The 26,429-nt window shown below is 72.9% G+C and carries 22 protein-coding genes; 8 read left to right on the top strand and 14 right to left on the bottom strand.

The features are described 5' to 3' along the window. Positions 1–34: 34 nt before the first annotated feature. The 4 genes from H293_RS0114870 to H293_RS0114855 all read right to left on the bottom strand — a co-directional run bounded on the left by H293_RS0114870 (position 35) and on the right by H293_RS0114855 (position 5,134). Entirely contained in the window at positions 35–1,561 is a 1,527-nt protein-coding gene (locus H293_RS0114870) for an aldehyde dehydrogenase family protein (protein WP_020118657.1), read from the bottom strand. 167 nt (positions 1,562–1,728) lie between these two features. Beyond that, the gene (locus H293_RS60110; RefSeq protein WP_259294473.1) at positions 1,729–2,913 is read right to left on the bottom strand and encodes a hypothetical protein; all 1,185 of its coding nucleotides are present in this window, start codon (positions 2,911–2,913) and stop codon (positions 1,729–1,731) included. 96 nt (positions 2,914–3,009) lie between these two features. Beyond that, on the bottom strand, positions 3,010–3,366 hold the full coding sequence (locus H293_RS0114860; RefSeq protein ID WP_020118655.1) for a hypothetical protein: 357 nt from the start codon (positions 3,364–3,366) through the stop codon (positions 3,010–3,012). Further along, positions 3,353–5,134 (bottom strand): hypothetical protein, encoded by a 1,782-nt coding sequence (locus H293_RS0114855; RefSeq protein ID WP_028807855.1) that lies wholly within the window; start codon positions 5,132–5,134, stop codon positions 3,353–3,355. Before H293_RS0114855 ends, H293_RS0114860 begins: the two co-directional genes overlap by 14 nt. 140 nt (positions 5,135–5,274) lie before the next feature. Here H293_RS0114855 and H293_RS0114850 point away from each other — a divergent pair, with 140 nt between their 5' ends. Beyond that, positions 5,275–6,171, top strand: a complete 897-nt coding sequence (locus tag H293_RS0114850) for a bifunctional helix-turn-helix transcriptional regulator/GNAT family N-acetyltransferase (protein ID WP_020118653.1) — start codon at positions 5,275–5,277, stop codon at positions 6,169–6,171. Here the strand turns inward: H293_RS0114850 and H293_RS0114845 are convergent. Next, entirely contained in the window at positions 6,123–7,079 is a 957-nt protein-coding gene (locus H293_RS0114845) for a LysR family transcriptional regulator (protein WP_028807854.1), read from the bottom strand. The two genes, H293_RS0114850 and H293_RS0114845, sit on opposite strands and share 49 nt — an antisense overlap. A gap of 92 nt (positions 7,080–7,171) precedes the next feature. Here H293_RS0114845 and H293_RS0114840 point away from each other — a divergent pair, with 92 nt between their 5' ends. Further along, positions 7,172–8,578, top strand: a complete 1,407-nt coding sequence (locus H293_RS0114840; RefSeq protein ID WP_020118651.1) for an MFS transporter — start codon at positions 7,172–7,174, stop codon at positions 8,576–8,578. A 358-nt stretch (positions 8,579–8,936) separates the two neighbouring features. On the opposite strand, the gene H293_RS0114835 is transcribed toward H293_RS0114840, so the two are convergent. The 6 genes from H293_RS0114835 to H293_RS0114810 form a co-directional block, all read right to left on the bottom strand. Next, positions 8,937–9,800, bottom strand: a complete 864-nt coding sequence (locus tag H293_RS0114835) for a hypothetical protein (RefSeq protein ID WP_020118650.1) — start codon at positions 9,798–9,800, stop codon at positions 8,937–8,939. 127 nt (positions 9,801–9,927) lie between these two features. Beyond that, positions 9,928–10,917, bottom strand: coding sequence for a malate dehydrogenase (locus H293_RS0114830; protein ID WP_020118649.1), 990 nt, complete (start codon positions 10,915–10,917; stop codon positions 9,928–9,930). A 317-nt stretch (positions 10,918–11,234) separates the two neighbouring features. Further along, positions 11,235–12,425, bottom strand: coding sequence for a helix-turn-helix domain-containing protein (locus H293_RS0114825; protein ID WP_020118648.1), 1,191 nt, complete (start codon positions 12,423–12,425; stop codon positions 11,235–11,237). A gap of 236 nt (positions 12,426–12,661) precedes the next feature. After that, the gene (locus H293_RS0114820) at positions 12,662–13,147 is read right to left on the bottom strand and encodes a helix-turn-helix domain-containing protein (protein WP_020118647.1); all 486 of its coding nucleotides are present in this window, start codon (positions 13,145–13,147) and stop codon (positions 12,662–12,664) included. 240 nt (positions 13,148–13,387) lie between these two features. Further along, the gene (locus tag H293_RS0114815) at positions 13,388–13,957 is read right to left on the bottom strand and encodes a DUF3017 domain-containing protein (RefSeq protein ID WP_020118646.1); all 570 of its coding nucleotides are present in this window, start codon (positions 13,955–13,957) and stop codon (positions 13,388–13,390) included. Between the two features lie 262 nt (positions 13,958–14,219). Then, complete coding sequence (locus H293_RS0114810) at positions 14,220–15,074, bottom strand: bifunctional methylenetetrahydrofolate dehydrogenase/methenyltetrahydrofolate cyclohydrolase (RefSeq protein ID WP_020118645.1); 855 nt, start codon at positions 15,072–15,074, stop codon at positions 14,220–14,222. A gap of 239 nt (positions 15,075–15,313) precedes the next feature. Here H293_RS0114810 and H293_RS0114805 point away from each other — a divergent pair, with 239 nt between their 5' ends. From H293_RS0114805 to H293_RS0114790, 4 genes are all read left to right on the top strand, one after another. Continuing rightward, positions 15,314–15,979 (top strand): RDD family protein, encoded by a 666-nt coding sequence (locus tag H293_RS0114805; protein ID WP_020118644.1) that lies wholly within the window; start codon positions 15,314–15,316, stop codon positions 15,977–15,979. Between the two features lie 140 nt (positions 15,980–16,119). Beyond that, entirely contained in the window at positions 16,120–16,860 is a 741-nt protein-coding gene (locus H293_RS0114800) for an FHA domain-containing protein (RefSeq protein WP_020118643.1), read from the top strand. Beyond that, the gene (locus H293_RS0114795) at positions 16,857–18,416 is read left to right on the top strand and encodes a serine/threonine protein kinase (protein ID WP_020118642.1); all 1,560 of its coding nucleotides are present in this window, start codon (positions 16,857–16,859) and stop codon (positions 18,414–18,416) included. The genes H293_RS0114800 and H293_RS0114795 overlap by 4 nt, the downstream gene beginning before the upstream one ends. A 282-nt stretch (positions 18,417–18,698) precedes the next feature. Beyond that, the gene (locus tag H293_RS0114790; RefSeq protein WP_020118641.1) at positions 18,699–20,354 is read left to right on the top strand and encodes a serine/threonine-protein kinase; all 1,656 of its coding nucleotides are present in this window, start codon (positions 18,699–18,701) and stop codon (positions 20,352–20,354) included. A gap of 22 nt (positions 20,355–20,376) precedes the next feature. Here H293_RS0114790 and purH read toward each other — a convergent pair whose 3' ends face one another. Both purH and purN read right to left on the bottom strand, forming a co-directional pair. Further along, a complete protein-coding gene (gene purH / locus H293_RS0114785) occupies positions 20,377–21,951 on the bottom strand; it encodes a bifunctional phosphoribosylaminoimidazolecarboxamide formyltransferase/IMP cyclohydrolase (RefSeq protein ID WP_020118640.1) in 1,575 nt (524 codons plus the stop codon). Next, entirely contained in the window at positions 21,948–22,595 is a 648-nt protein-coding gene (gene purN / locus H293_RS0114780; protein WP_020118639.1) for a phosphoribosylglycinamide formyltransferase, read from the bottom strand. Before purN ends, purH begins: the two co-directional genes overlap by 4 nt. Before the next feature lie 291 nt (positions 22,596–22,886). On the opposite strand from purN, the gene H293_RS0114775 reads away from it, so the two are divergent. Beyond that, positions 22,887–23,720 carry a hypothetical protein gene (locus H293_RS0114775; protein WP_028807853.1) on the top strand — a complete coding sequence of 278 codons (834 nt, stop codon included), beginning with the start codon at positions 22,887–22,889 and terminating at the stop codon, positions 23,718–23,720. Between the two features lie 27 nt (positions 23,721–23,747). Here H293_RS0114775 and H293_RS0114770 read toward each other — a convergent pair whose 3' ends face one another. Further along, the gene (locus H293_RS0114770) at positions 23,748–25,376 is read right to left on the bottom strand and encodes a cell division protein PerM (RefSeq protein WP_020118637.1); all 1,629 of its coding nucleotides are present in this window, start codon (positions 25,374–25,376) and stop codon (positions 23,748–23,750) included. A gap of 96 nt (positions 25,377–25,472) precedes the next feature. Here H293_RS0114770 and H293_RS0114765 point away from each other — a divergent pair, with 96 nt between their 5' ends. After that, positions 25,473–26,357, top strand: a complete 885-nt coding sequence (locus H293_RS0114765) for an RNA polymerase sigma factor (RefSeq protein ID WP_020118636.1) — start codon at positions 25,473–25,475, stop codon at positions 26,355–26,357. Positions 26,358–26,429 lie beyond the last annotated feature (72 nt).

The following is a 26,429-nucleotide window of genomic DNA, read 5'->3' as shown; positions in this document are numbered from 1 at the left end:
CGAAGAGAGCGTGGAGAGGGGGGCGGGAGTGGGCTCAGCCCGCGAACCAGCGGACCGGCTTGGGCGCCAGGTTCTGGTAGACGTGCTTGCTCTCGCGGTACTCGGCGAGTCCGGCGGGGCCGAGCTCGCGACCCACTCCGCTCTTGCCGAAACCGCCCCACTCCGCCTGCGGGAGGTAGGGGTGGAAGTCGTTGATCCAGACGGTGCCGTGGCGCAGCCGGCCGGCGACCCGGCGGGCGCGTCCGGCGTCGGTGGTCCAGACGGCGCCCGCGAGGCCGTACTCGGTGTCGTTGGCGAGGGCGATCGCCTCGGCCTCGGTACGGAAGGTCTCGACCGTGAGGACCGGCCCGAAGACCTCCTCCCGCACGACCCGCATCTCGCGGTGGCAGCGGTCGAGGACGGTCGGCTCGTAGAAGTAGCCGTCGGCGGGACGCTCGGGCGAGGGCTCGGGGCGCTGTCCGCCGGAGCGCAGCACCGCGCCCTCGGCGAGCGCGGAGGCGACGTAGGACTCGACCTTGGCGCGCTGCTGCTCGGAGACCAGCGGACCGCACTCGACACCGTCCTCGGTGCCGCGGCCGAGGCGGATCTTGGAGGCCCGGCGGGCGAGTTCGGCGACGAAGCGGTCCCGGACGGACTCCTCGACGATGAGGCGGCCGCCCGCGGAGCAGACCTGGCCGCTATGGATGAAGGCGGCGTTGAGGGCCTGGTCGACGGCGGTGTCGAAGCCCTCGGGGGTGGCGCAGGCGTCGGCGAAGACCACGTTGGGGTTCTTGCCGCCGAGTTCCAGGGCGACCTTCTTCACCGAGACGGCGGCGGCCTGCGCGACCTTGGTGCCGCTGACCAGGCCGCCGGTGAAGGAGATCAGGTCGACGTCGGGGTGCTCGGCGAGCCGGGCGCCGACGGTGTGGCCGGGGCCGGTCACGATGTTGGCCACCCCTTCCGGCAGACCGGCCTCGACGAGCAGTTCGATGAGCGCGATCGTCGTCATCGGGGTGATCTCGCTCGGCTTGACCACGAAGGTGTTGCCCGCCGCGAGCGCCGGGGCGATCTTCCAACTGGCTTGGAGGAGCGGGTAGTTCCAGGGGGTGATCAGCGCGCACACGCCGACGGGCTCGTGGACGACGACGCTGTGGACCTCGGTCGAGCCGGCGTCGACGACCCGGCCGGGCGCCTCACCGGCGACCAGGTCGGCGAAGTAGCGGAAGGCGTCGGCGACGCAGTCGATGTCGACCCGGCCCTCCTCCACCGTCTTGCCCGCGTCCCGGCTCTCCAGGAGGCCGAGTTCTTCGCGGTCGCGTACGAGAAGATCGGCGACGCGGCGCAGCAGTGCGGCGCGTTCGGCGACGGAGGTGAGCGGCCAGGGGCCCTGTCCTGAGTCGAAGGCCCGGCGGGCGGCGTCGACCGCCAGGTCCGTGTCCTTCTCGTCCCCCTCGGCGACCACGGCGAACGGTCGCGCGTCGGCGGGGTCGAGGATCTCGCGGGTGGCTCCGGAGACGGCTGCGCGCCATTCGCCGCCCGCGTGGATGGTGTGCGGCTCCTGCCGCGCGTGCTGTCCGGCCATGATCGGTGTTGCCTTCCGTTCCTGTTCGGTTCCCCTGTGTCACACAGGTGTCACTCACGGGGACCGTCGTCGCATTCCCCGGCGCCTCGATTGCATGCGCAATCGGTGCCCGAACGTGTGCTGGCTCACTGAAAATGCGGACAAACAGGAAGGAAAGGGGCGCCGGTTCAGTCGATCGACGCCGCGTCGCAGGCGTAGGGCGCGCAGAAACCGGAGAGAGCGGTGGTCAGGAGTTCCAGTTCGTCCTGGCCGCCGTCGCTGTCCGGGCCGTACGCGGCAATCGCGTAGATATTGCCGTCCTGGGCGACGAACCGCTCGTCGTAGACGTGCCAGGCGCCGATGTCCGGCTCACCGCCGAGGGAGTCGGCCCGGTACTCCAGCCGTTCGCCGGTGAACCCGTCCGCCTCGACGGGCCGGAGGTCCAGCTTCTCGAAGCCGTCCGGCTTGCGGGTGTCGGCGGAGAGGTACAGCTCGAAGGACGCCTCCGGGGACTCCTCCGCGACCTGGTACACCTGCAGCCGGTGTTCGCCGTCCGGGCTGCGGTAGTTGACCACGTCGATGCCGAACTGGGAGGCCACGGTGGTGCGTGCCCAGTCCGTGGGCCGGGCGATACGGAAGTGCTCCTCGTCCTCGTACAGCTCGTATCCGGCGGGGAGTTGGGGCGTCGAGGCGAGCGGGGACGCCGTGTCCTCGGTCGGCGAGGGGGTCTGCGAGGGAGGCGGCGACCCGTCGGGGCCGCTCTGCTGCGAGACGGCCCCCGTGGGCGTCGGGCTCACGTCGCCGGCCTTGTCGTCCTCGTCCCCGCCGCCGACGACCAGCGTCAGCACCAGGGTCACGGTGACACCGACGGCGGCGACCCCGGCGAGCGCGGACCACAGGAGCCGGCGGTCTCTCCCCGCGGGGGGCTCGGTGACGGCCGGCTGACCGGCGGTCGACCAGGCGGCCCCCGACCACTCGGCCGACGGGACGGATCCGCCACCGAGCTGCTCGACGGAGGACCAGCCGCCAGTGGGGGCGCCGGGATCGCCGGGTCCGTGCCAGGTGCTGCCGCCTCCGGCGCCCGGCCAGCCGGCGGGAGGGGCGGGCGGGGGCGGCGAGGCGGGCGCGGAGGACGCCGGCGGTTGCGCGGAGCCGGGCCCCGCGGCCGTGTCAGGGACCGTCTCCGAACCGGCCGCCGGCGGCCACACGGGCGCGGTCGGCTCCGCGGAAGGAGCGGCGGTCCCCTCGGTGGGCGGCACCGCGTCCGGCCGGGGCGCCGGCGGCGGAGTGATGGGACCGGTCACCGTCCGGCTCCCGTCCCCGTCCTCCCACCGCTGCGTCTCCTCGTTCCAGTACCGCACTCCCCCGCTCATGGCGTCCCCTTCCCACTCACCGCGTCCCCCGTTCGCCCCGATGCCGGGCGGGACGGCTCACCGCGTCCTTCGCAGACCGGCACCGTACGCCCTCGCTCACAACCCCAGCAGTCCGGCCACCGCCCCCGCCGACGCGACCAGGCCGACCAGCGCCTGCGAGTCGTCCAGCAGGGCCCGCAGGCGTTCCCGACGGGTCGGCCCCGCCTGCCCCGTGGCGACGATCTCCTCCTCCGTCTCGGCCAGCGCGGTGTCCAGCGCGGCCGTCTCGTCGGTGGCCCGCAGTCGCGTGAGGTCCTCACGGAGTTCCCGTACGGCGGTCAGGAGCGCCTCGGCGGTCTCGTCCCGCTGGGGCGCCGTGCCGTGGTGGCTCTCGGCGTGTGCGTGGCTGCCGATCGCGAAGGTGCTGCCGTGGACACCGCCGCTGATGCTGACGCCCGGTTCATCCGTTGCCATGAGCGCTGGTTCCCTTCTGTGACGCGGTCCCCGGGCCGCCGGTGGTGGAGAACGCGGAGGCGTGCGTGCCGGCCGCGAACGTGCTGCCGTGGACACCGCCCTCGACGTGCACGCCGTTGTTGATGTTCACGATCTTCTGGACGAACTCGCCGGTCTGGTAACCGGATTCGGCCAGGGCCGTCAGCACGCCGTGCGCGACCCGGTCCTGCACGCTCCTGAGGTAGCGGTAGGCGTCCATGTCCTGGAAGAGGGACCCCTCGTCCGCCGAACCGAGCTCCCGCACCGACAGCGCCGGACCGTCGGGCAGCGCGCCCGCGTAGCCGCCGGTCAGCAGCTTCCACGCGTACGCCACGCCCCTGCCGAGGGTGACGAGGGAACGGGCCGCGGAGCCCGGCACCCGGGCCACCGCCCAGGCCGCCTTGCCGAGCGCGTTGTTGTGCCGGTAGGTGTGGGCCGTACGGTCGGCGTCCTTGAAGTCCTCGCGCACCGGCAGCAGCACATGCGGGGCGATCTCCAGCATGAGCATCCGGCCCTGGGTGTGAACGCGCACGAAGATCGTGACGACCAGTTCCTCCTCCCAGCCGCCGACCCGGATCCGCAGGAAGTGCCGCCGCTTCTCGGCCCCCTCCTCGACCGCCCGCGCCCGGTGGTCCTCGAAGGCCTGCGGGTGGTACGGCGCCTCTTCACGCCGGCGCAGCCCCTCCGCGGGCAGGAACACGCACTCGTCGATCTCCATCCAGCGCAGCCGGTCGCGGACCGTGTGCCCGGCGAACTCGGAGGGCAGCCGCAGCTGTTCGAGCAGCGGGCGGATCTTCTCCAGGATCGCGCGGTTGTTCAGCGGCAGCTGTTCCTTCTTCGTCCCGTCGGGCCGCAGTTCGACGGCGAGCACCCAGGTCTCGTAGGCGAATCCGGCGCCGCAGAAGGGACGCTTCTCGTGGTACATGACCAGCGGGGCGTGCTGCTCGATCCGGATGCGCTGCTTCAGCCGCTGGAACCGCTGGCCCTCGGCGCGCTCGGCGGGGTCGCCGGCCGCGTCCGGGAAGCGCTGCGGGGACAGTTCGGCGCCGACCGCCCGGGCGAACTGGCCGCGCTGAGCGGCCACACACACCGCGATCAGCGCGAAGATCACGATCATCAGCCAGGCCTGGAGCGGCCCGATCAGCCCGCTGACCCCGTCGAAGTCGGGGAACAGCAGATCGGACGGGCTGGACGAGTCGCCGTAGGAGCCGTACGAGTCGCCGTAGCCGTACGAGTCGCCGAAGGACCCCGAGCCGCCGTAGGACGACGAGTCGTCGTCGCCCCCGCCGAACGCGACCACGAGGGCCAGGATCAGGAACATCGCGAAGACGAGACGCCCCCACCAGCGCATGACGAAGGCGGGCAGCCGTCGGTACAGGGGCGGGTTCGCGCCCTTGCCCCGGACCCAGGAGGCGGCCGCGAGCAGCAGGCTGGGGCCGAGGAACGCGAACAGCAGTCCGCCGGTCAGCGGCAGCCCGATCACCCACAGGCCCAGGATCAGCCCGGCCCACAGCAACTCCTGGCGCCGGGCGCGCAGCGCGTGCGCGAGCACCCGGGCCGCGTCGAGGCCGAGTGAGGGCGCCACGATCCGCTGTTCGTTCAGGTGGAGCTGTTCGATGACCCGGTCCCGGTAACCGGAATCCAGATAGGTGCCCGCGCACAGCAGCCGGGTGGCCTCACTGGCGTGCGGCGGCGTGGCCGGGCCCGGTGGTGCGGACTGCGGCTGCCGAGGCACAGATGTAGTAGTCACACGACTCCCCCGATGCGTGCAAAGGCCTTGCTCACGTCAGTTGTTGACAAACCATCAGCATAGGGGTGCGGGTGGGGACAGGAAACCGGAATGGGATATGGATGGACACCGGCGCGATCCTTTGACTAAAGTCAAAGATTATGGACCCGGTGTCGACACAGCACGTGGCGGAGTTCCGCCAGTTCAACCGCTACTTCACCCGCCGTATCGGGGCCCTGGACGACCACTACCTCGGCCAGGACCGCCCGCTCGGCGAGGCGCGGCTGCTGTTCGAGATCGGCGACGGGGTCTCGCTGCGCGAGCTCAGGACCCGGCTCGGGCTGGACGCCGGATATCTGAGCAGGATGGCGAAGACCCTCCAGGCGCAGGGCCTGGTCCGGATCAGCGTGCACCCGCACGACAGCCGGCTGCGCATGGTCGAGCTGACCCGCGCCGGAAGGATCGAGCTCAAGGAACAGAACCGCCGGGCCGACGCCCTCGCCGCCGGACTGCTCGACGGACTCACCACGGCCCAGCGCGACCGGCTCACCGAGGCGATGAGCACCGCCCAGCGCCTGCTGCGCCTGGCCGCCATCACCGTGGCCCCGGTCGACGGCGCCGCCCCCGACGCCCGCGCCTGCCTCGACGCCTACGCCGCCGACATCGACGCCCGCTTCCCGGAGGGCTTCGACAGGTCCGACCTGGTGCGCCCCGAGGAGGTCTCCGGGGAGGCGGGCGCGTTCTTCGTGGCGTACGAGGAGGGCCGCCCCGTGGGCTGCGGCGCACTGCGCCGGCTGGAGCCGCGGGTCGGCGAGCTGCGCCATGTGTGGGTGCACCCGGACGCCCGCCGCCTGGGCCTGGCCCGACGCCTCCTCACCGCCCTGGAGCGGGAGGCCGCCGCACGCGGCTTCACGGTCCTGCGCCTCGACACCCACGCGTCCCTCACCGAGGCGCAGGCGATGTACCGGTCGGGCGGTTACACGGAGATCCCGCCCTACGCCGATCACGTCTACGGCGACCACTGGTTCGAGAAGCGGCTGTCCGGCCCGGTGAGCTGACCGCCCGACCACTGGGCGAGCAGTTCCCGCATCGTCCGCCGCAGCCACGCGTGCGCCGGGTCGGCGTCGTGCCGCGGATGCCAGGCCAGCCCCAGCCGCAGCGGCGGCAGTCGCAGCGGCACGTCGAAGGTGACCAGGTCCAGCGCGGCGGCCAGCGGCAGCGCCCAGGAACTGATCAGACCGACGAGGTCGGTGTCCCGGATCACGAACAGGGAGGAGGGGAAGGTTCCGACCGCCCCCACCACCCGGCGCTCCAGGCCCAGTTCGGCGAGCGCCTCGTCAACCGGCCCGCGCCGCCTGCCCCGCCGGGACACGATCAGGTGACCGGCCTCCGTCGCGAACCGCTCGGCCGTCAACTCTCCTTCCAGCAGAGGATGTCCGGCCCGTACGACCCCCATCATGCGGTCCTCGTGGAGGGTCTCCACGTGCACCTCGGGGGCCGCGACGCCGACGGCGCCGATCTCCAGGTCGGCGGTGCCCTCGCGCAGGAGCGGGGCGTCCACATGACTCTCGGCCAGGAACCGCAGGCGTACCCCCGGCGCCTCGGCTGCGGTCCGCCGAAAGAGCGCCGCACCGCAGGCCGCGGCGATGGTGTCGGACCCGAGAACCGTGAACGTCCGCTCCACCGTGCGCAGATCGACGTCCCGCCCCTGGGTGAACAGGGCCCGCGCCCGCTCCACGACCGCACTCACCTCGGCCCGTACGGCCAGCGCGCGCGGGGTCGGCACCATCTGCCGCCCGGCGCGCACCAGCACGGGGTCACCGAGCGCCTTGCGGATCCGGCCCAGGGTGCGGGACATCGCGGGCTCGGAGAGATGGAGCCGCCGGGCCGCGCCGCCCACGCTCTGCTCCTCCAGCAGCACGTCCAGGGCGACCAGCAGATTCAGATCCAGTTGCGTCACACGCATCGACCCCTTGCAGAACTTGCACTGGAGTGCAGGACACCCCGAGCCTACGGTGACAGGGCACCCACACCGACACCCCGCTCCCCGGAGGAGCCATGCCCCCGCACGCCCTGAAACGCTCCACCCTCCTCGCCCTGTGCGCCTGCGTCCTCGTCGCCCAGGGCATGGTCGCCGCCATCAATCTCCTGATCCCGCAGCTGAGTTCGTCCTCGCTGCACCCCTCGTCCACCGAGATCCTGTGGACCGTCGACATGTACGTCATCGTCTTCGCCTCCCTCCTCATCCCGGCCGGCGCCCTCGGGGACCGCCACGGGCAGAAGGGCGCCCTGCTCACGGGCCTCGGCCTCTTCGCCGCGGGTGCCGCCACCAGCGCCCTCGCACAGAGCCCGGCGCTCCTCATCGCCGGCCGGGGCGTCTCAGGGGCCGGGGCCGCGCTGATCACCCCGGCCACCATGTCGATCCTGCTGCGCCTCGCGGGTCCCGAGGGCCGGGCCCGGGCGATGGCCTCCTGGACCCTGGCGATCGGCCTCGGCGGCATGCTGGGCAACCTGGGCGGCGGCCTCGTGGGCCAGTTCCTCACCTGGCGGGCCCTGTTCGCGCTCATGGTCCCGCTCGCCGCGCTCCTGGCCGTCACCGTCGCCCTCACCACCCCGCGCACGGAACGCGCCCCTCAGCACCGCCTCGACCCGCTCGGCACCCTGCTGCTCACGGTGGGCCTGGTGGCCGTCCTCTTCGGCATCATCGAGGGCCCGGTGCACGGCTGGACCTCACCGCGCATCCTGACCGCCTTCGCGGCCGGCGCGGCCCTCGTGACCGCTTTCACCGCCCACTCACTGCGCTCCCGCACCCCGCTGTTCGACCCGCGCGTCTTCGCCTCGCCCCGGCTGCGCTCGACCACTCTCGGCCTGGCGACCGGCTTCTTCGGCCTGTTCTCCCTCTTCTACGTCAACTCCCAGTACCTGCAGGGCGTGAAGGGCTACGGCCCCGCCGTCACCGGCGTGGCGATCCTGCCGATCGTCGTGGGCATGGCGGTACTGCCGAGGCTGGCCACCCGCTGGGCCGGGCGCCCCCTGCCCGTCATCGCGACCGGTCTCGCCCTCATCGGCCTCGGCCTGCTGGGCGTGTCCACCGTGGACGCCGGGACGCCCTACCCGCTGTACGCCTGCTGGCTGCTGGTCATCTCGGCCGGTACCGGACTGTCCATGCCCGCGCTCACCCTGGGCGTCGCCACCGCGCTCCCACCGCACCGGGCGGGGCTCGCCTCGGGTCTCGGCACCTCGGCCCGCGAGATCGGAGCGGCTCTCGGGGTCGCCGTCACCGGCACGGTGCTGGCCTCCCACCCCGACCTCGCGCACGGCATGGGCCCGGCTCTGCGCACGGTCGCCGTGCTGGTGCTGGTGTGCACGGGGGTCGTGGTCCTGGGACACCGCGACCGATCCGGAGAATCGCGCACTATCGCGTCCAACCGGAAACGAGTACTATCGCGTTCGGTCCGTCGCTGAAGGGGCGGTCCAACCATCCCAGTCTGCCCCCCAGTTGACCCGAGGAGCCGCCGTGCCCTCTTTTCTGAACCCGGTCTTCGGCCTGCTGATGCTCCGCGCGGGCGTCGAGGGCGACACCGTCACCGGTCCCGAGGTCCGACCCGGGGAGCAGAGCCCCGCCCCTCGGCCGCACGTGCGCTGCGAGGCCAGGAGCCGCCCGGTGCGGGCGAGTTGTGTCTCCTGCGCGATGCGGGATCGGGAGCGGCGTCGGCGCGCGGAGTCGCGGCGGGCCGGCAGGTGCGGATCGGCGGACCCCAGGGGGCGTTCACGCGCTGCCCGGCACCGCCCGCCGTGCCCTCTCCGGTGAGGGGCCGGCCGCTCAGTGGCACTCCGTGTCCGCCGGGCAGAAGGAGGCCAGCGCCCTGGTGAGCGGCTCGCGCACCAGGGCGGGTGTGAGGGAGGCGGGGCCGGCCGCGCGGATCGCGTACAGCGTGCCGTCGGCGGCCTGGAAGCGGTGGTCCACGACCTGGCGGGCGCCGAGGTCCGAGTCGTCGTAGCGGTAGGCGAGTTCGGCCCAGGTGACGCCCGTGGCGCGGTCGAGGACCCGGTAGCCGGGCTGGCGGCTGAAGCCGTAGCCAGGGTCGTTCTCGGCCAGGCCGAGGGACTGGGCCGGGGTGTCCTCCGCGATCCGGAAGACCTGGAGCCGGCGGCCGTCGGCGGGAGCGTCGTAGACGACGACCGGAGCGAACCGGCCCTGCTTCTCGGTGCGGGTCCAGCCCTGGGGGAGGTCGACGGAGTAGCCGACGGGGTCCTGGACCCTGCGGTACCGCGAGGCGGGGGAAGCGGAGGGCGACGGGGACGAGGGCGCCGTGACGCCGGGCACCGGACCGGCGCCCGCGCGGGTACCGGACCCGAGGGAGGTGCCTCGGAGCAGCCACCAGACACCTACGCCGACCGAGACCCCGACCAGGACGGCCACCGCGAGCGCGGCGAGCACCCGCCCGACCCGGCGGGGCGCGTGCGGCGGACCCACGGGAGTCGGCGCCACCGGCGCCCAGTGCGGGGCCGGCGCGGCCTGCGTCCCGGCCGTCGCCCAGGGCGGGGCGAAGGAGGTCTGGGTCTCCGCGGAGGCCCACGGCGGAGCGGTCCCCGTCTCTCCCGAGCTCCAGGCCGACCTGCCCCTGTCCTCGCTCGGCTCGTGTTCCGCTCCGGAACCGGAGCTGTAGCCGTTCCAGCCGTTCATCGCGAACCCCCCGAATCGCCCCACCGGGCACGGCTTCGACGGTAGGGCGAAAAACGGCCACGGGCCCTGTTCCGGAGGGAACCGGAACAGGGCCCGTGCAGGCTCGTGACAGAGCTGTGGAGAAACCTCAGATGAGGCCGAGCGCGCGGACCGCCTCGCGCTCCTCCTCCAGCTCCTTCACGGAAGCGTCGATACGGGCGCGGGAGAACTCGTTGATGTCCAGGCCCTGGACGATCTCGTACTGCCCGTCCTTGGTGGTGACGGGGAACGAGGAGATCAGGCCCTCGGGGACGCCGTAGGAGCCGTCCGACGGGATGCCCATGGAGGTCCAGTCGCCGTCCGCGGTGCCGTTGACCCACGTGTACACGTGGTCGATGGCGGCGTTGGCGGCCGAGGCGGCGGAGGACGCGCCACGGGCCTCGATGATCGCGGCGCCGCGCTTGGCGACGGTCGGGATGAACTCCTCGGCCAGCCACTTCTCGTCGTTCACGGTCTCGGCGGCGTTCTTGCCGGCGACCGTGGCGTGGAAGATGTCCGGGTACTGGGTGGCGGAGTGGTTGCCCCAGATGGTCAGCCGCTTGATGTCGGCGACCGTGCTGCCCGTCTTCTTCGCCAGCTGGGTCAGCGCGCGGTTGTGGTCCAGGCGGGTCATCGCGGTGAAGCGCTCGGCCGGTACGTCCGGGGCGGCGGCCTGGGCGATCAGCGCGTTGGTGTTGGCCGGATTGCCGACGACCAGGATCTTCACGTCGTCCGCGGCGTGGTCGTTGATGGCCTTGCCCTGCGGCTTGAAGATGCCGCCGTTGGCCTCCAGGAGGTCACCGCGCTCCATGCCCTTGGTGCGGGGGCGGGCGCCGACGAGCAGACCGACGTTGGTGCCGTCGAAGGCGACGTTCGGGTCGTCCGTGATGTCGATGCCCTGGAGCAGCGGGAAGGCGCAGTCGTCCAGCTCCATGGCGGTGCCCTCGGCGGCCTTGAGCGCCGGGGTGATCTCCAGGAGGCGAAGCTTGACCGGCACGTCCGCGCCGAGCAGCTGGCCGGAGGCGATGCGGAAGAGCAGGGCGTAACCGATCTGGCCGGCCGCGCCGGTGACGGTGACGTTCACGGGAGTGCGGGTCATGGCGTTCTCCGTATGACAGCTGGCGGTGGGGCGTCCCTGCCCCGGACGTTTGATCGATCTCTCGGCGTCAAGAGATCTCCAGCGGTCAGGCTATCGCGCATCCGGGATCCCGGACGTCCGGCCCCGTGTGGCCCAGCCCACACACCGCTGACCCGACGGAAAAGGCGGCCGCCCGTCCGGGAGAGGGGACGAAGGCGGCCGCCGTAGGGGGGTACCGTTTCCGGACTCCCGTGGGGGTACGGTTCGCGTGCCCCCAATTCACGGACTCATGCACATCCCGCGAGGATTCACCCTCCCGGGGCGCGGGCGGCCCTCCCTCAGCCGGTGCACCCCCGCTGCCCGGAAGCCAGCGTCACACACGCCTTCGCCTCGCCCGCGTCCTTCACGGCGACCATCGGCGTGTAGGCGATCGTGTCCCCGGCCTCCGTGATGCTCCCGCTCCGCTCGACCGCCTTGCCGGCGCTCACCTCGACCTTGTCCCCCTGCCCGGCCTGGGTGACCCGCCCCCAGGCCGCGCCGCAGGTCTCGCTGTAGCGCACCTCGACCACGGTCGCCCCCACCGTCGCGGTCTTGGCGGTCGTCACCAGGTTCCCGCTGCACCCCATGGCCTCGGCGTCCTTCCCGGTGCACCCCCGGCCGCCGCACTTCACCCCGGCGGGCAGCGAGACGGTCGTGCTCGCTGACGGCGAAGGCGACTTCTCGGCCTGGTTCTTCTTGTCCCCGCCCGGGTCGGTCAGGAAGAACACGGCGGCGACCACGACGAGCACCCCGACGACTCCCGCGAGGAACATCGTCAGCCGCCGCTTCCCCGTCCCGGAACCGCCGGAACCGCTGGGTCCTCCGGAGTCACCGGAGGCACCCGAGACCCCGTCCCCGGGACGGGCGTCCTGCGGCTGGTCGTGCGCCCCGGGTGTCCCCAGCGTCCGCCCCGGACCGCCGGTGGAGACGGGCGCCGCCGCGGCCGTACGCCCCGGGGCAGGCTGTGCCGGTCCCTGGTACCCGGCCACGCCCCAGGAGTTCCCGCCGGAGGAGCCTCCCCGCGCCTCCACGCTGTCGGTCTCCGAAGAAGTCGGCTGGGGCGGCACCGTGGGTGCGACACCGGCCGGTCCCGCCACACCCGGCGTCACCGTCGCGCTGCCGCTCCTGCGGGCCGTCTTGCCGCCCGTGGCGTTCACGGGCGGTGCGCCGAACTCGCCGAGCGCGGCTCGCGCCTGGGAGATCCGGATGGCCTCCATGGTCATGTCGTGGCGCATCTCCGAACGGCTCCAGGCGCGTTCGGCGAGCTCCCACATCGTGGTCAGGTGAATGGGATTGGTGCCGGTGACCTCGGCCAGGGCGACGATCGCACCCTTCGGCGCGAGCAGCCGACCGTTGAGATACCGGTCCCAGGACGTCTTGCTGTAACCCGTGCGGTCGGCGACGGCCGCGATACTCAGGCCGCTGCGGTCCACGAGCCGCCGCAGCTGGCTCGCGAACTCCCTGACCTGCGGATCCAGTTCATCCGGCAAGGCCCTCCAACGAGGCATTGCTCCCCCTCTTTCCCCCCGGTCGGTGCTGGTTGTTCCCCGCTCTTCCCCCGTGCCGCAAGGATCTCAGCTCCCCGGGTGGGGGCGCACGGGAGCATCTGCAAGTTCGACACGTTAGCCGTGGGATCGAACAGCTCCATATCAAATACGCAAACTTGTCGATACACCGCCACAGGTGGAACACACCGGAAATAACGGCCGCCACGGAAGTCGCCGGATCACCCAGAGGCCACGGCACCGGCCAACCCGAGCAGCAGGACGAGGACGAGCAGCAGCGCGGCGGCCAGCAGGAGCCGGTTCATGCCGCTCGCGCGCTCCTTGGGCGGCTCGTCCCACCACGGCAGCGTCGGATCGTCCTCGTACCGTTCACTCCCCAAGCCGTTCTCGCCCTTCTCGCCCCCGGCGGCCCGCGCGGGTTCCGCCGTCGGCCGGGGCCAGGCCTCGACCGCCAGTTCCCAGCGCACGCCGAAGCGTGCCGCGTCGGCGGTGTCGAGGCCCGCGATCCGGCACAGGGCGGCGACGGCCTGGCGGGGCGGGGGCTGGGTGGCGTTGAGATAGCGGTGCCAGGAGGACTTGCTGTACGCGGTGCGGGCGCCGAGCGCGACGAGGCTGAGCCCCGTACGGTCCTTGAGCTGCCGTAGCTGCTCCACGAAGTGCCGCACCTCCGGCGGCAGATCGTCGGGCAGCGCCTGCCAGCCACTCATCGCCCACCTCCGCGGCGTCCTACCTGCTTCCCGGCAAATGACGACGTCACAGGCCTGATCGGTTCCTGGTCCGGGGCCGGCTGTGGCAGGTCGCGCACACCGTGCCGGAACCGTCACCGCTGTGCCACAGCGAACGGACAGCGGTTGAACAGGCGGTTCGCGGCGCGGGAGGCTGGAGCGTGACGACGGCCCGTCCCTCATCGGGGGTGGGGGCGGACCGCCGTCCGTGCCCGCATCGGGTCAGCTGCTGCTGACCGTGAAGTGCAGGGTGTCCTTGAGGAAGGGGATCTCCAGCCACGGGTGCGGCTGCACCATCATCGCCAGCAGGACGATCGCGGCGCCGAGCACGCCGTAGGTGGCGATGTCGGTGAAACGGGAGCGGACGGCGAGCATGCCGACGTCCGGCAGCAGCCAGCGCAGCACCGCACCGGCGAGCAGGGCGACACCGATGAGCAGGGTGCCGTAGCGGAACTGGTCGAGGGCGGTCAGCAGCAGGCCGAGCCCCACCACGGCCAGCACGGTGAGCACCGGCCACTGCCGGGCGGGCGCCGGAGCGTCCCGCGGCGCGGCGCGGCCACCGCCCTCCGGCCGCGCGGTGTCCCGGGTGAACAGCGGAAACCGCCGTGTCGCCCGCCGGGGCCGTCCGTCGATGTCGGGTGCGCTGATCGGATCCCGCACGACGAGCTCGTCCTGCGCGCCGGCGTCCGGCGCCTCGTCCGACGCGACGTCGGCCCCACCGGACTCGCCCGAGGAAGCACGCGCCCTACGGACCTCCCCCGACGCGCCCTTCCGGGACTCCGCCGATCCCACACCTACCTCCTGAGAGCCCCGCGCCACAGCCGCCGGCTCCTGGGACCCGGCGTCCTCCGCATCGGGCTTCCGATGCCCACGCGCCTCGACCGAACCCGAACCCGAACCAGCGCCCGCCGTCCGCGACCCAGGCGTCTCATCCGGCTCCGCACCCGGCTTCCGCGCCCCGGCCGGCTCCGTGGCCGTCTCCTGGGAGCCCCGCCCCGCGGTGGCCCCCGGGGCGGCCCCCGTCGTCGCTCCCCGCTTCTCGGGACCCCGGGGCTCAGCCGACACTGCGCTCCGCCGCCTCGACCACGTTGACGAGCAGCTGGGCGCGGGTCATCGGGCCGACGCCGCCCGGGTTCGGGGAGATGAAGCCGGCGACCTCGGCGACGCCGGGGTGGACGTCGCCCACGATCTTGCCCTCGGCGTTGCGGGAGACGCCCACGTCGAGGACGGCGGCGCCCGGCTTCACGTCCTCGGGACGGATCAGGTGGGCGGAACCGGCCGCGGCGACGATGATGTCCGCGCGCTTGAGGTGCGAGGACAGGTCACGGGTGCCGGTGTGGCACTGGGTCACCGTCGCGTTCTCGCTGCGCCGGGTGAGCAGCAGCGGCATCGGGCGGCCGATCGTCACGCCACGGCCGACGACCACCACCTCGGCGCCCTTGATCTCTACGCCGTAGCGACGGAGGAGGGTCAGGACGCCGTTCGGCGTGCAGGGCAGCGGCGCGGGCTCGTTGAGGACGAGGCGGCCGAGGTTCATCGGGTGCAGGCCGTCCGCGTCCTTGTCCGGGTCCATGAGTTCCAGGATGCGGTTCTCGTCGATGCCCTTGGGCAGCGGCAGCTGGACGATGTAGCCGGTGCACGCCGGGTCGTCGTTCAGCTCGCGGACGACCGCCTCGATCTCCTCCTGGGTGGCCGTCTCGGGCAGTTCGCGCTGGATGGAGGCGATGCCGACCTGCGCGCAGTCCCGGTGCTTGCCGGCGACGTACTTCTGGCTGCCGGGGTCGCTCCCGACGAGGATCGTGCCGAGGCCGGGCGTGACGCCCTTCTCCTTCAGCGCCGCCACGCGGGCGGTCAGATCGGACTTGATCGCGGCTGCGGTGGCCTTGCCATCGAGAATCTGGGCGGTCATGACCCCATCCTCCCGGATGACCCGGCCCCGGTTCCAATCAGGGTTCCACCGGGGCCCCGTCCAAGATCGGCGAGGTTGCACTTGCACAACACCTACCGAATGGGTCTGGACAACAACACACCTGCCTAGAACGATGTCTGGCGCAGTATCGCGGTTGATGTACGGGGGGCAGACCGCTCAGACATGACGTTCCTCCGCGCAGTCCGCATTGTCCCCAGCCTGGCCAACGGAGGATCACCATGAGTTTCGGCTCGCCCAACAACCCTTACGAAAAGCCGCAGAACCCGCAGCAGCCGCCGCAGCAGCCCGGTTACGGCTACCCCCAGCAGCCTCCGCAGCCGCAGCAGCCCGGATACGGCTACCCGCAGCAAGCCCCCCAGGGTGTGCCGCCGCAGCAGGGATACCCCCAGCAGCAGGGATACCCGCAGCAGCCCGGATACGGCTACCCGCAGGCCCCGCAGGTTCCGGCCTCCGCCTACGGCTACCCGCAGCAGCCGGGCTACGGCGCCCAGCCCCCGTACGCGAACTGGGGCCAGCGCTTCCTGGGCACCCTGGTCGACATGCTCGTGTTCGCGGTTCCGTACATCCTGGTCATCGTCGGCGCCAACGCCAGGACGGCGATCCTGTCGGTGATCGGCGGCCTCGCGCTCCTCGGTCTCGCGATCTACCAGCTGATCATCGAGGGCAAGAACGGCCAGACGCTCGGCAAGAAGGCGCTCGGCATCCGCCTCGTGCGGGAGAGCGACGGGCAGCCCCTCGGTGTCGGCATGGCCTTCGTGCGCCGTCTCGCGCACTTCCTGGACAGCCTCGCGTGCTACCTCGGCTGGCTGTGGCCCGCCTGGGACGCCAAGCGCCAGACCTTCGCCGACAAGGTCTGCTCGTCCATCGTCATCCGTACGAACTGAGCACCGCTTCACCACAGTCGGGGGCGGATCTCCACGTCACCTTCTCGCCATACTTTCCCCGGGGCCGTGTCACGCCGTGACACGGCCCCGCGGCGTCACCCACCCTGGCTCGTAGACACGCGGGGACGGGGAGACGGACCGTGTACAGCATCATCGTGGTACCTCCGCCGACCGCGGAGGACCGGACTACGCCCACCCAGCTGCGACTCGCGCCCGGCGAGCGGCTGACCTTCGGACGCGGTGCCGCCTGCGCGGTGCGCATCCCCCACGAGGGGGTGTCCCGACGAGCCGGCGAGATCACCGCGCAGGGCGCGTTCTGGACGCTGAGCAACCTCTCCGGGCGGCAGACGTACGTCGTGGAGAACCCGGAGGGCGCGGGCGAGCACATCAAGGTGGGGCCGGGACGGCTGGAGGCGCCGGTCCCCTTCGAGTTCTCGCGGATCGTGCTGCCGGCCGCGGGCGACCTGATCGGCATCGACGTGTGGGCGCCGCGCCACGACTATCTGCGCGCCGACGGCGACATCGAGGGGACGACGACCGCGCCCGCCTTCTCCGTCGACCGCTCCAAGCGCTACTTCGCGGTCCTGGCCGCCCTGTGCGAGCCCCGGCTGCGCGGCGCACCGCACGCCCCGCCGCCCACCGTGGACCAGGTGGTCGAGCGGCTGCGCCCCCACTGGCCGGCCGCCTCCCGCACGTCCGTGCAGTGGAACATCGACTACCTGGCGGTGAAGCTGCGCCTGAAGCCCGGCCCGGAGGAGGCCGACCCGGGGCCCCGGCTGAACGGCAAGAAGGAGTCCCTGGTCTCCCTGGCGCTCCGCTTCGACCTGGTCCGCGAGGAGGACCTGGTGGTGCTGACGGGACCCGGCGGGCCGGCCCGGTGACCGAGCCGTACGCCGTGCCGGTCCCCCGGGGCTACCGGATCGGTGGCTGGGAGGTGCGCGAGCCGATCGCCACGGGCGCCTTCGGCAGCGTGTACGAGGGCCGGCGGCGGGACGGACAGCCCGCTACGGCCGCCCTGAAGTTCCTGCCGACGGGCACCGGAACCCCGCGCCAACTCACCCATCTGCGCGAACTGGTGGAGCGCGAGGTGGAGTTGTACCGCCGCCTCGAACGCCCCCGCCTGATCCGGATGTACGACACCCTCGTCGTCGACGACCCCGAGCGCCCGGAGCTGGACGGCGCCACCGTCCTCGTACTGGAGCAGGCGCAGACCTCCCTGTCGGCTCTGCTGGCCGCACGGCCCCGCCCGCCGTCCGGCCCCGTCCTGCTCGCCCAGATCTGCGAGGGGCTGGCCCAGCTGCACCGGGCGCACTGGGTGCACGGCGATCTCAAGCCCGCCAACGTCCTGCTGATGGAGGACGGTTCGGCGCGGCTCGCCGACTTCAACATGGCCGCGGAACTGGAGGGCACCCACGCCTACACGCCCGCCTTCTCCACACCGGACTACACCCCGCCGGAGCTGCTGTGGGCGGAGATCGGCGAACGCGGCCGGCGTATCCGGCCCTCCGCCGACGTCTGGGCCTTCGGTGTCCTCGCGCACCTGGTCCTCACCGACACCTTCCCGCTGCCCGGCGGCACTCCGTCGGCCCGCCGGGACGCGGCCGCCGCCTACGCCCGCGGCACCGACGACCTGCGGCTGTCGCCCGAACTCCCCGACGACTGGCGGGAGATCATCCGCGACTGCCTCACCCGCACGCACGCCGAGCGCGTCACCGTCGAGCCGCTGCTGCGCCGAGTCGAGACCGCCGCCGGCACCGCCCGCTCTCCCCGCCGGGTCCTCGCGCGTCCCCTCCTCGCCCACCGCCCTCGCCGTAGGACGCTCACGGCGGCCGTCCTCGCCGCCGCCGCGTCGGCCGCGCTCGGCTACGGGATCAGCACCCTGAGCGCCGATGACGACACGGGCGACCGTGGCCAGGGCCCCTCCGCCACGGCGACGGTCTCCTCCGCGACCTACGGCGCCGCCGAACTCCGTACCGGCAAAGGCGTCCCGGCCGCCTACCGGGTACTGATCGTCGAGTCGGCGCACGACTGCGCGCAGCAGGACGTCACGCCGGCCCTGATCGCCGCCATGCTCAAGGCGGAGAGCGACTTCGACCCGGATCTCTCGGACCCCGCCAACGACGAGTACGGCATCGCCCGTTGGACCCCGCGGGTGCTGCGGTTCTGGATGAACGCGGACGGCACCCCCGCCGACACCGTCCCCGAACCGCCCTTCCCGCCCGCCGAGTCCATCCCGGCGATGGGCCGTTACCTGTGCTGGATCGCGCCCCGCCTGGACACAGGGCTGCCGGGCGACCGCCGGGTGCTGATCGCCGCTGCCTACCGGACGTCCTACAGCAAGGTGAACGACGCGGGCGGGGTTCCGGAGAAGTACGGCGCCTACGCGGCCCGGGTGGCGCGGTACCTCAAGGAGTACACGCCGCCCGGCAGGACGTGACCCTCAGACTTCTCAGGTACCCCCGCGCGGCCCGGTCCAGGAGGGTGAGGGGACACCGCTTCGGCGGCGTGCGGCCCGACGGCACCCGGGTGACCCGACCCGGTACGGGACCGCGCGGTCTCCGGCCCCCTCGGGGGAGGGCCGGAGACCGCGCTCCCGGGCGCGCCCGCCCTCGATCCCCCGTATCCCGGCACTCCCCGGCGGCGGGGCGCTAGCCTCTCCTCAGTCAACTGGTGTGACACCAGAGCACATTGAGGAACGAAAAGGCAGGTCGGGGGGACCGTGACAGATATACCGGCGGCCGGTGACACCGCGCTGCGGCAGGCGGGCGCGGTCCCGCTGCTGCCCGCCGACCCCGCGCGTATCGGGCCCTACGTGCCACTCGGGCTGCTCGGCAGCGGCGGCATGGGCCGGGTCTATCTGGCCCGGCGCGCCGACGACGCCCCCGGGCTCGCCGCCGTGAAGGTGATCCGGCCCGAGTACGCCGAAGGCCCGGACTTCCGGCGGCGGTTCGAGCGGGAGGCCGCCGTGCACGGGCGGGTCCGTACCCCGCGTGCGCCGCATCTGCTCGGCACCGGGTTCGACGACGCGCTGCTGTGGATGGCCACCGAGTACCTGCCCGGCCTCAGCCTCGCCGAGGCCGTGCGCGAGTGCGGTCTGCTCAAGCCCGCAGGGGTGTGGCGGCTGGTGGCGGAACTCGGGGAGGCCCTGTCGGCGCTGGCCGCCGCCGGGGTCGTGCACCGGGACCTCAAACCGTCCAACGTGATCCTGTCCCCCCGCGGCGCGCACGTCATCGACTTCGGCATCTCGCGCGCGGCCGACAGCAGCGTGATCACCACGACCGGCAACCGGGTCGGCACGGCCGCGTACATGGCGCCCGAGTACCTGCGCGAGGGCCGCTGCGACGCCGCCTCCGACGTGTTCTCCCTCGGCTGCACCATCGTCTACGCAGCCACGGGCCACGCCCCCTTCGGCGACGGAACCGGCGTGGACGTCATGCACCGGGTCGCCTTCGAGGCGCCCGACACCGAGGTCATGGCCGAACTCGCGGCATCGGACCCGGCGTTGGCCGCGCTGCTGTCCGCCTGCCTGGCCAAGGACCCCGCCGGGCGCCCCGGCCCGCGGCAGCTGATCGACGCGGCCACGGCCGCCGGGCACGGCCGGGCGTCCGACTGGCACGAACTGCTGGCCGTCCGGCTCCGCGAGCGGCAGCAGGGGTGCGCGGCGCTGGAGGACGTGCCCGTCCGGCAGTCCGCCCACTTCCGCACCCCTGTGGAGCCGGTGCTCGCACCGGTTCGCGGACCGGCCACCGGGACCGGCGGACGACGAAGGCCCCTGCTGGCCGCCGTCGCGGGCATCGCCGTCGGGGCCGTGGCCGTCGGTGCGTTTCTGCTCACCCGCCCGGCCCACGACGTCCCGGCCGCGGCCGCCACACCGATCTCTTCGGGGCCCAGCGCCTCCGCCTCGCCCTCCGGCAAGGACGACGGCGGGAAGAAGAAGGAGAAGAAGAGGGAGAAGAAGGACACGAGCGAGGTGCAGACGGCCGCCCCCGAGGAGAGCAGCGGCGCGCCGGCCGGCACCCCGTCCGCGGCGGCCGCTCACGGCGGAGGCAGCGCGGGCCGGGGCAGCAGCACCACCCCCACCCCCACCGCCACCGTCACGAAGACGGCCGCGCCACCGGCCACCCCGGCCTGGATCTCCGGCTGCACCTACTACTCGGGCACCGAACAGACCGAATACGGCGACAAGGGCCAGCGCGTCGTCCAGGTGCAGTGCATGCTCACCAAGCGCGGCTACAGCGTGGGCGGTTCGGGCGTGGACGGCGAGTTCGGCAAAGACACGCAGTCGGCGGTCAAGCAGTTCCAGAGCGCCAAGGGGCTGGAGGTGGACGGCCAGGTGGGGCCCCACACCTGGGCGGCGCTCCGCAGTTCCACGTAGCGCCGCCCAGGTCGGTGTTCCGTCAGTGGAAGAAGTGCCGCGTCCCCGTGAAGTACATCGTGACGCCGGCCTTCTTGGCGGCCTCGACGACGAGTTCGTCACGGACCGAGCCGCCCGGCTGGACGACCGCCTTCACCCCGGCCTCCAGGAGGACCTCCAGTCCGTCCGGGAACGGGAAGAAGGCGTCCGAGGCGGCGTACGAGCCCTGCGCGCGCTCGGCACCGGCCCGCTCGACGGCGAGCTTCGCGGAGTCGACGCGGTTGACCTGTCCCATGCCGACGCCGACCGAGGCGCCGCCCTTGGCGAGGAGGATGGCGTTGGACTTGACGGCCCGGCAGGCCCGCCAGGCGAAGGCCAGCTCGCCGAGCTCGTCCGCGCTCAGGGCCTCGCCGGTCGCCAGGGTCCAGTTCGCCGGGTCGTCGCCCTCGGCCTGGAGGCGGTCGGTGATCTGGAGGAGCGCGCCGCCGTCGATGGGCTTGACCTCAGCGGGGTGCGCGGGCGCGGCCGGGGCCTTCAGGACGCGGATGTTCTTCTTCTTGGCGAGGGCTTCGAGGGCGCCGTCCTCGTAGTCGGGCGCGACGATGACCTCGGTGAAGATCTCGGCGACCTGCTCGGCCATCTCCTTGGAGACCGGACGGTTCACCGCGATCACACCGCCGAACGCCGACAGCGGGTCACACGCGTGTGCCTTGCGGTGCGCCTCGGCGACGTCCGCGCCGACCGCGATGCCGCAGGGGTTGGCGTGCTTGATGATCGCGACGGCCGGCTCGGTGTAGTCGTACGCGGCACGGCGGGCGGCGTCCGTGTCCGTGTAGTTGTTGTACGACATCTCCTTGCCGTGCAGCTGCTCCGCCTCGGCGAGACCGACACCGGTGCCGTCGACGTAGAGCGCGGCGGGCTGGTGCGGGTTCTCGCCGTAGCGCAGGGTGCTCTTGCGCTCCAGGGCGGCGGCGATGAACTCGGGGAACGGCGAGTCGTCCGTGGGCGCGTAGGCGCTGGCGAACCAGCTCGCGACCGCGATGTCGTACTCGGCGGTGTGCCGGAAGGCCTCGGCGGCGAGCCGCTTGCGGGAGGTCAGGTCGAACCCGCCGTCCTTGACCGCGGTCAGGACGTCGGCGTACCGCTCGGGGCTGGTGACGACAGCGACCGACGGGTGGTTCTTGGCGGCGGCGCGCACCATGGACGGGCCGCCGATGTCGATCTGCTCGACGCACTCGTCGGGGGTGGCACCGGAGGCGACGGTCTCGCGGAACGGGTAGAGGTTGACGACGACGAGGTCGAAGGGCTCGACCCCGAGCTCCGCCAGCTGCTCGCGGTGGCTGTCGAGCCGCAGGTCGGCGAGGATCCCGGCGTGCACGCGCGGGTGCAGGGTCTTGACGCGGCCGTCCAGGCACTCGGGGAAGCCGGTGAGCTCCTCGACCTTGGTGACGGGGACCCCGGCGGCGGCGATACGGCCCGCGGTGGACCCGGTGGAGACGAGTTCGACGCCGGCCTCGTGCAGCCCGCGGGCAAGCTCCTCGAGCCCGGTCTTGTCGTAGACGCTGACGAGCGCGCGACGGATGGCCCGCTTGCCGCTCTCGATGCTCTCGGCGGTCACTGGATAACTACCTTTCGTCCCTCAATGCGATAGCCGTTGCGGGCGAGCCGCCCCACGACCTCGACGAGCAGCCTTCGCTCGACTTCCTTGATGCGCTCGTGCAGAGCGCTCTCGTCGTCCTCGTCCCGGATCTCCACCACGCCCTGGGCGATGATCGGTCCGGTGTCGACGCCGTCGTCGACGAAGTGGACGGTGCAGCCGGTGACCCTGGCTCCGTACGCGAGCGCGTCGCGCACTCCGTGGGCCCCCGGAAAACTGGGCAGCAGAGCGGGATGGGTGTTCACGAACCGCCCGCCGAAGCGCGCGAGGAACTCCTTGCCCACGATCTTCATGAACCCGGCGGACACCACGAGGTCGGGTTCGTACGCGGAGACGGCCTCGGCGAGGGCGGCGTCCCACTCCTCGCGGGCCCCGAAGTCCTTGACCTTGCACACGAAGGTCGGCAGCCCGGCCCGCTCGGCCCGCGCGAGCCCCTCGATGTTCTCCCGGTCGGCCCCGACGGCCACGATCTCGGCGCCGTAGGCCTCGGTGCCGGTCGCCGCGATGGCGTCCAGCAGCGCCTGGAGGTTCGTACCGGATCCGGAGACCAGCACGACCAGGCGCTGGACCGGCCTGGCCTGCTCGGCCACGGGCTTGGCGGCCACGGCGGGGGCCCTTTCTCGGGGGAGCGTTTGTACGGTCGTACGAATGCTTCGAGCCCCGGGATACGGGGAAGTCTACGAAGCGGCCGAACGTCAGCAACGATACCGGCACACCGGGAGGCCCCCACGGGACGGGGGCGTGGCCGGAAGGTAGCGTCTGCGAGGGACCGGTCCGGGAACGCGGGTGGTGCGTGGTGCGTTCACGGGATGAGGCTCGCGCCGAGGGCCCACCGAACCGTTCGATCCACATAAGCCATGGCAAGCCACATCCTTCAAGGGGAAGACGCTCACTTGATGTCGGACCGCAGCCTGCGACTCCTTACGCTCCCCCAGCAGTCGGTGCAGGAAGGGGAGCGCAGCGGCATGCTGCGGCGGGAGCAGCCCGCCTCGCCGCCGGACGCCCCGTCGTCCGCGAAGAAGTCCGGCGAGAAGAAGTCCGGCCGGAGGCACGGCCAGGGGCAGGGCGGTACGGCCGAGGACGACAACCCCTTCGCCCCGCCGCCGGAGGGCACCCCGGACCGGCCGTGGCAGCCACGTCGCCCCGAGGGCTCGGACGGCGACGGGGGCGAGGGCGGCGCGGACCAAGGTGACAGCGGCGCCCGGACCCCGTGGGGCAGCCAGTGGAGCGACCGCCAGCCGGGCCGCTCCGACGGCGGCTTCGGCGAGCGCCCGGGCGCGGCACCCGGTGGCGGCGCGGAGGGGCAGGGCAGCGCCGGACCGGGTCAGCGCTGGGACCCGACGGACCCCTCGCAGCGCCGTGCGCGCTACGCCCTGCTCTGCGGCATGTGGGCCTTCTTCTTCGTCCTGTTCGGCTGGCCGTACATGAGCCTGCTGCTGGGCGCGCTGGCCCTGTACTGGGGCATCAGCGCCCTGCGTGCCAAGCCCCGCACCGCGGACCCCGACACCCCCGCCCCGCCCCAGTCGGCCCGCCCCCAGTCCACCGCGGCCATCAGCGGCCTGGTCACGGCGTCCCTGGCCATCGTCCTGGTCGCCGCGAGCTTCACCGCGAGACTCGTCTACAGCGACTACTACACCTGCGCCAACGACGCCCTCACCAACGCCGCGGAGAAGTCCTGCACCGACCTCCTCCCGAAGGAACTCCGGGGCTTTCTGAGCACGAACGGCTGACGCCGGGGGCGGGGGCCGGGGCCGGGGTCAGTCGGTGGCCGGGGGGTTCTCGGCGGCGGCCGGGGAGTGCTCGGCGGGCTCCTCCAGTGGTGTGGACGCCTCCTTCAGCGCCGCCCAGCGGGTCTCGCGGAGTGCGTCCTCGTACCAGGGCGTCGACGAGGGCACCGGCTGCGTCGAGGGCGCGGGGGGCAGACAGCCGTACGGCTCGAAGGCGTCGTCCTGGTCGTAGGCGGGATCCTGGCCATGGGCGCCGCCCTGGTCGTAGGCCGCGACGTCCTGCGGGGCGGGTGTCTCCACGGGTCCGGCCTCGGGCTCCTCCGCCTTCTTCCGCCGGTGGAACAAGGCCCGCGCCGAGGACAACCGCGCCCGCAGCCCGCCCCTGGTCCGGCCCCGCCAGGCCCGTACCGCCAGCGCCACGGGCACACCCACCGCCGTGATCCATCCGACCACCGCCGCTCCGACCTGCCACCACACCGGCCCGAACCGGGCCAGCACACCCACCCCGATCGGTCCGCCGGCCAGTGCCGCCAGTACGGCGACCGCACCCGCGCACAGCACCGCCGCCCACACCACCGCGCCCGCCGTCCGGCCCCGCGACCATCCCGCGTCTGCGGCCCGCCCCACGAAGCAGCCCACCACCACCCCGGCCACCACCGGGACGGCCCCCGCCGCCCAGTGCGCCGGCCCGCCGGCCCCGGCCTCGGGCACCGCCGCCAGCAGCGGAAACGGCGGCAGCAGCGGCGCGGGATCCGACGACAGCGGCCCCACGACATGCCCCGCGCCCAGGACGAACCCGGGTCCGGCGGCGTACCCCACCGCCCATACCGCCGCGTTCGGCACCAGCGTCAGACACAGCAGCAGGACGGCGAACCGTCCCGACCACCCCTCCGTCAGCTGGAAGAACGACCCCCGCGTCGCACCGCCGTGCGCCACCAGCGACACCGCGAGCAGCACCGCGCCACCCCCGAGGAGCACGCAGAGCCCGGCCCCCGCGGCTCGTGCCGCCGCGGACAGCCGTGCCCGTGCCGCCGCCCCGAGGACAAGGCGCCGCACCCCGGCGGGCAGCAGCACGAGAACGTCGTCCAGGGCCTCGGCGGGACGGCCGTACGCCGTCCACACCCCCGCGCCGGCCGCGCCCATGACGACGACCGGCAGGCCCGCACAGGTCCACGTCCACGAGGGCCGCAGCGCCCCGCCGGACGCGTACAGCGCGACGGCGGCGCCGACCGCGAGGTACCCGAGCACGACCCCCGTCCATGCCGTCCGCCCGGACGCCTGCGGCGGCTCCTCGTCGCCGGACGCCACGTCCCGCGCCGCCCGGTGCACCAGCCACAACGGCAGCACGAGCAGCAGCAGCGGGGTGACGCCGACGGGGGCCGGAACACCGGAGAGCGTGTCCGTCCGGACCAGTTCGGCCCCGTGCGCGAGCAGCCACAGCGCCGCGGCCACGTGCAGCGCGCCGCCCGGACCGCTGTCGGGGTACGGCGAACTGATCCACAGCACGATCACGAGCACGGCGAACGAACCGAGCCCCAGCCCGGCGGCCACCGCACCGCCCAGGAGGCTGGCGGCCAGGCCGGGCGTCCGGTCGCGCAACCGGGTGAGCAGGGGCGACAACGAGGTGCGGCGAGCGGTCATCTGGATCACGCCCGCCATGCTCCCAACGACACGCGCTTTCTCGTCGTAACAGGCGAACCCCCGATGTGTCGCTCAATATATGACTATGTACTTTTTCGCACGAAGGGGCGCCCTGTGACGCGGGATCAGGTCGCACAAGGGGCTGGCGCGACCGGTGAGCTGACGGCCGCTCAGCAGGAGCACGAGGAGCTCCCGGCCGCCCCCCTGACACCGGCTCAGGCCTTCGACGCGCTGTACACGTTCTGCGCGCCCGCCCTCGTCCGGCAGACCTACCTGCTCACCGGCCGCCGCGAACTCGCCCGCGAGTCGGTCGAACGGGCCTTCCAACTCGCCTGGCAGCGCTGGCCCGAGGTGGCCGTGGACCGGGATCCGCCGGGCTGGGTCCGGATCGTGGCGTACGAGTACGCCCTGTCGCCCTGGCACCGCCTGCGCCCCCGCCACCGCAACCCCGACCCACCCGTCGCCGACCCGCCCGACCGCGCGCTGATGGCCGTACTCCTGGAACTCCCGCCACCACAGCGGCGCACGCTCCTCCTGTACGACGGTGTGGGCCTCGACCTTCCGGAGACGGCGGCGGAGACGGAGGCGAGCACCCCGGCGACGGCGTACCGCTTGATGAACGCGCGCGCGGCGATCGCGGCCCGGCTGCCCGACCTGGCGGACCCGTCCGACCTGCACGAGCGCCTGGCCCTGCTGGCCTCCACACAGCGGCTGCGGGCCGCGCAGCCGCCCGCGGTGCGCACCGGGAGCGAGCGCCGGGCACGCTTCTGGACCCGGGCGGCGATCGCGTTCACGGTGGCGCTGATCGGCACGACGGCACTGACGCTGCGGACGGCTCCGACGCACTACGAGCCACCGGTGCCTCCGGGGGCGGAGGTTCAGGGGGTGCCGCCGCGGGTGGGGCGGGGTGCGTTGTCGGAGGCGGAGGAGGGTCTGCGGGAGAAGCTGCGGGAATCGGCGACGAGCGGACCGGAGAGGCTGGTACCGCTCGGTCGTTGACTGCGGACCTGTGGAGGCTGGTCGCGCAGTTCCCGACGAGCCGACCCGGCCCCCCGTAACGCGCCGATGGGC

Source organism: Streptomyces canus 299MFChir4.1 (assembly GCF_000383615.1).
Lineage (GTDB): Bacteria > Actinomycetota > Actinomycetes > Streptomycetales > Streptomycetaceae > Streptomyces > Streptomyces canus_C.
Note: the sequence above shows the minus strand (reverse complement) of the source record. Positions and strands in the feature narration are given on the sequence as shown.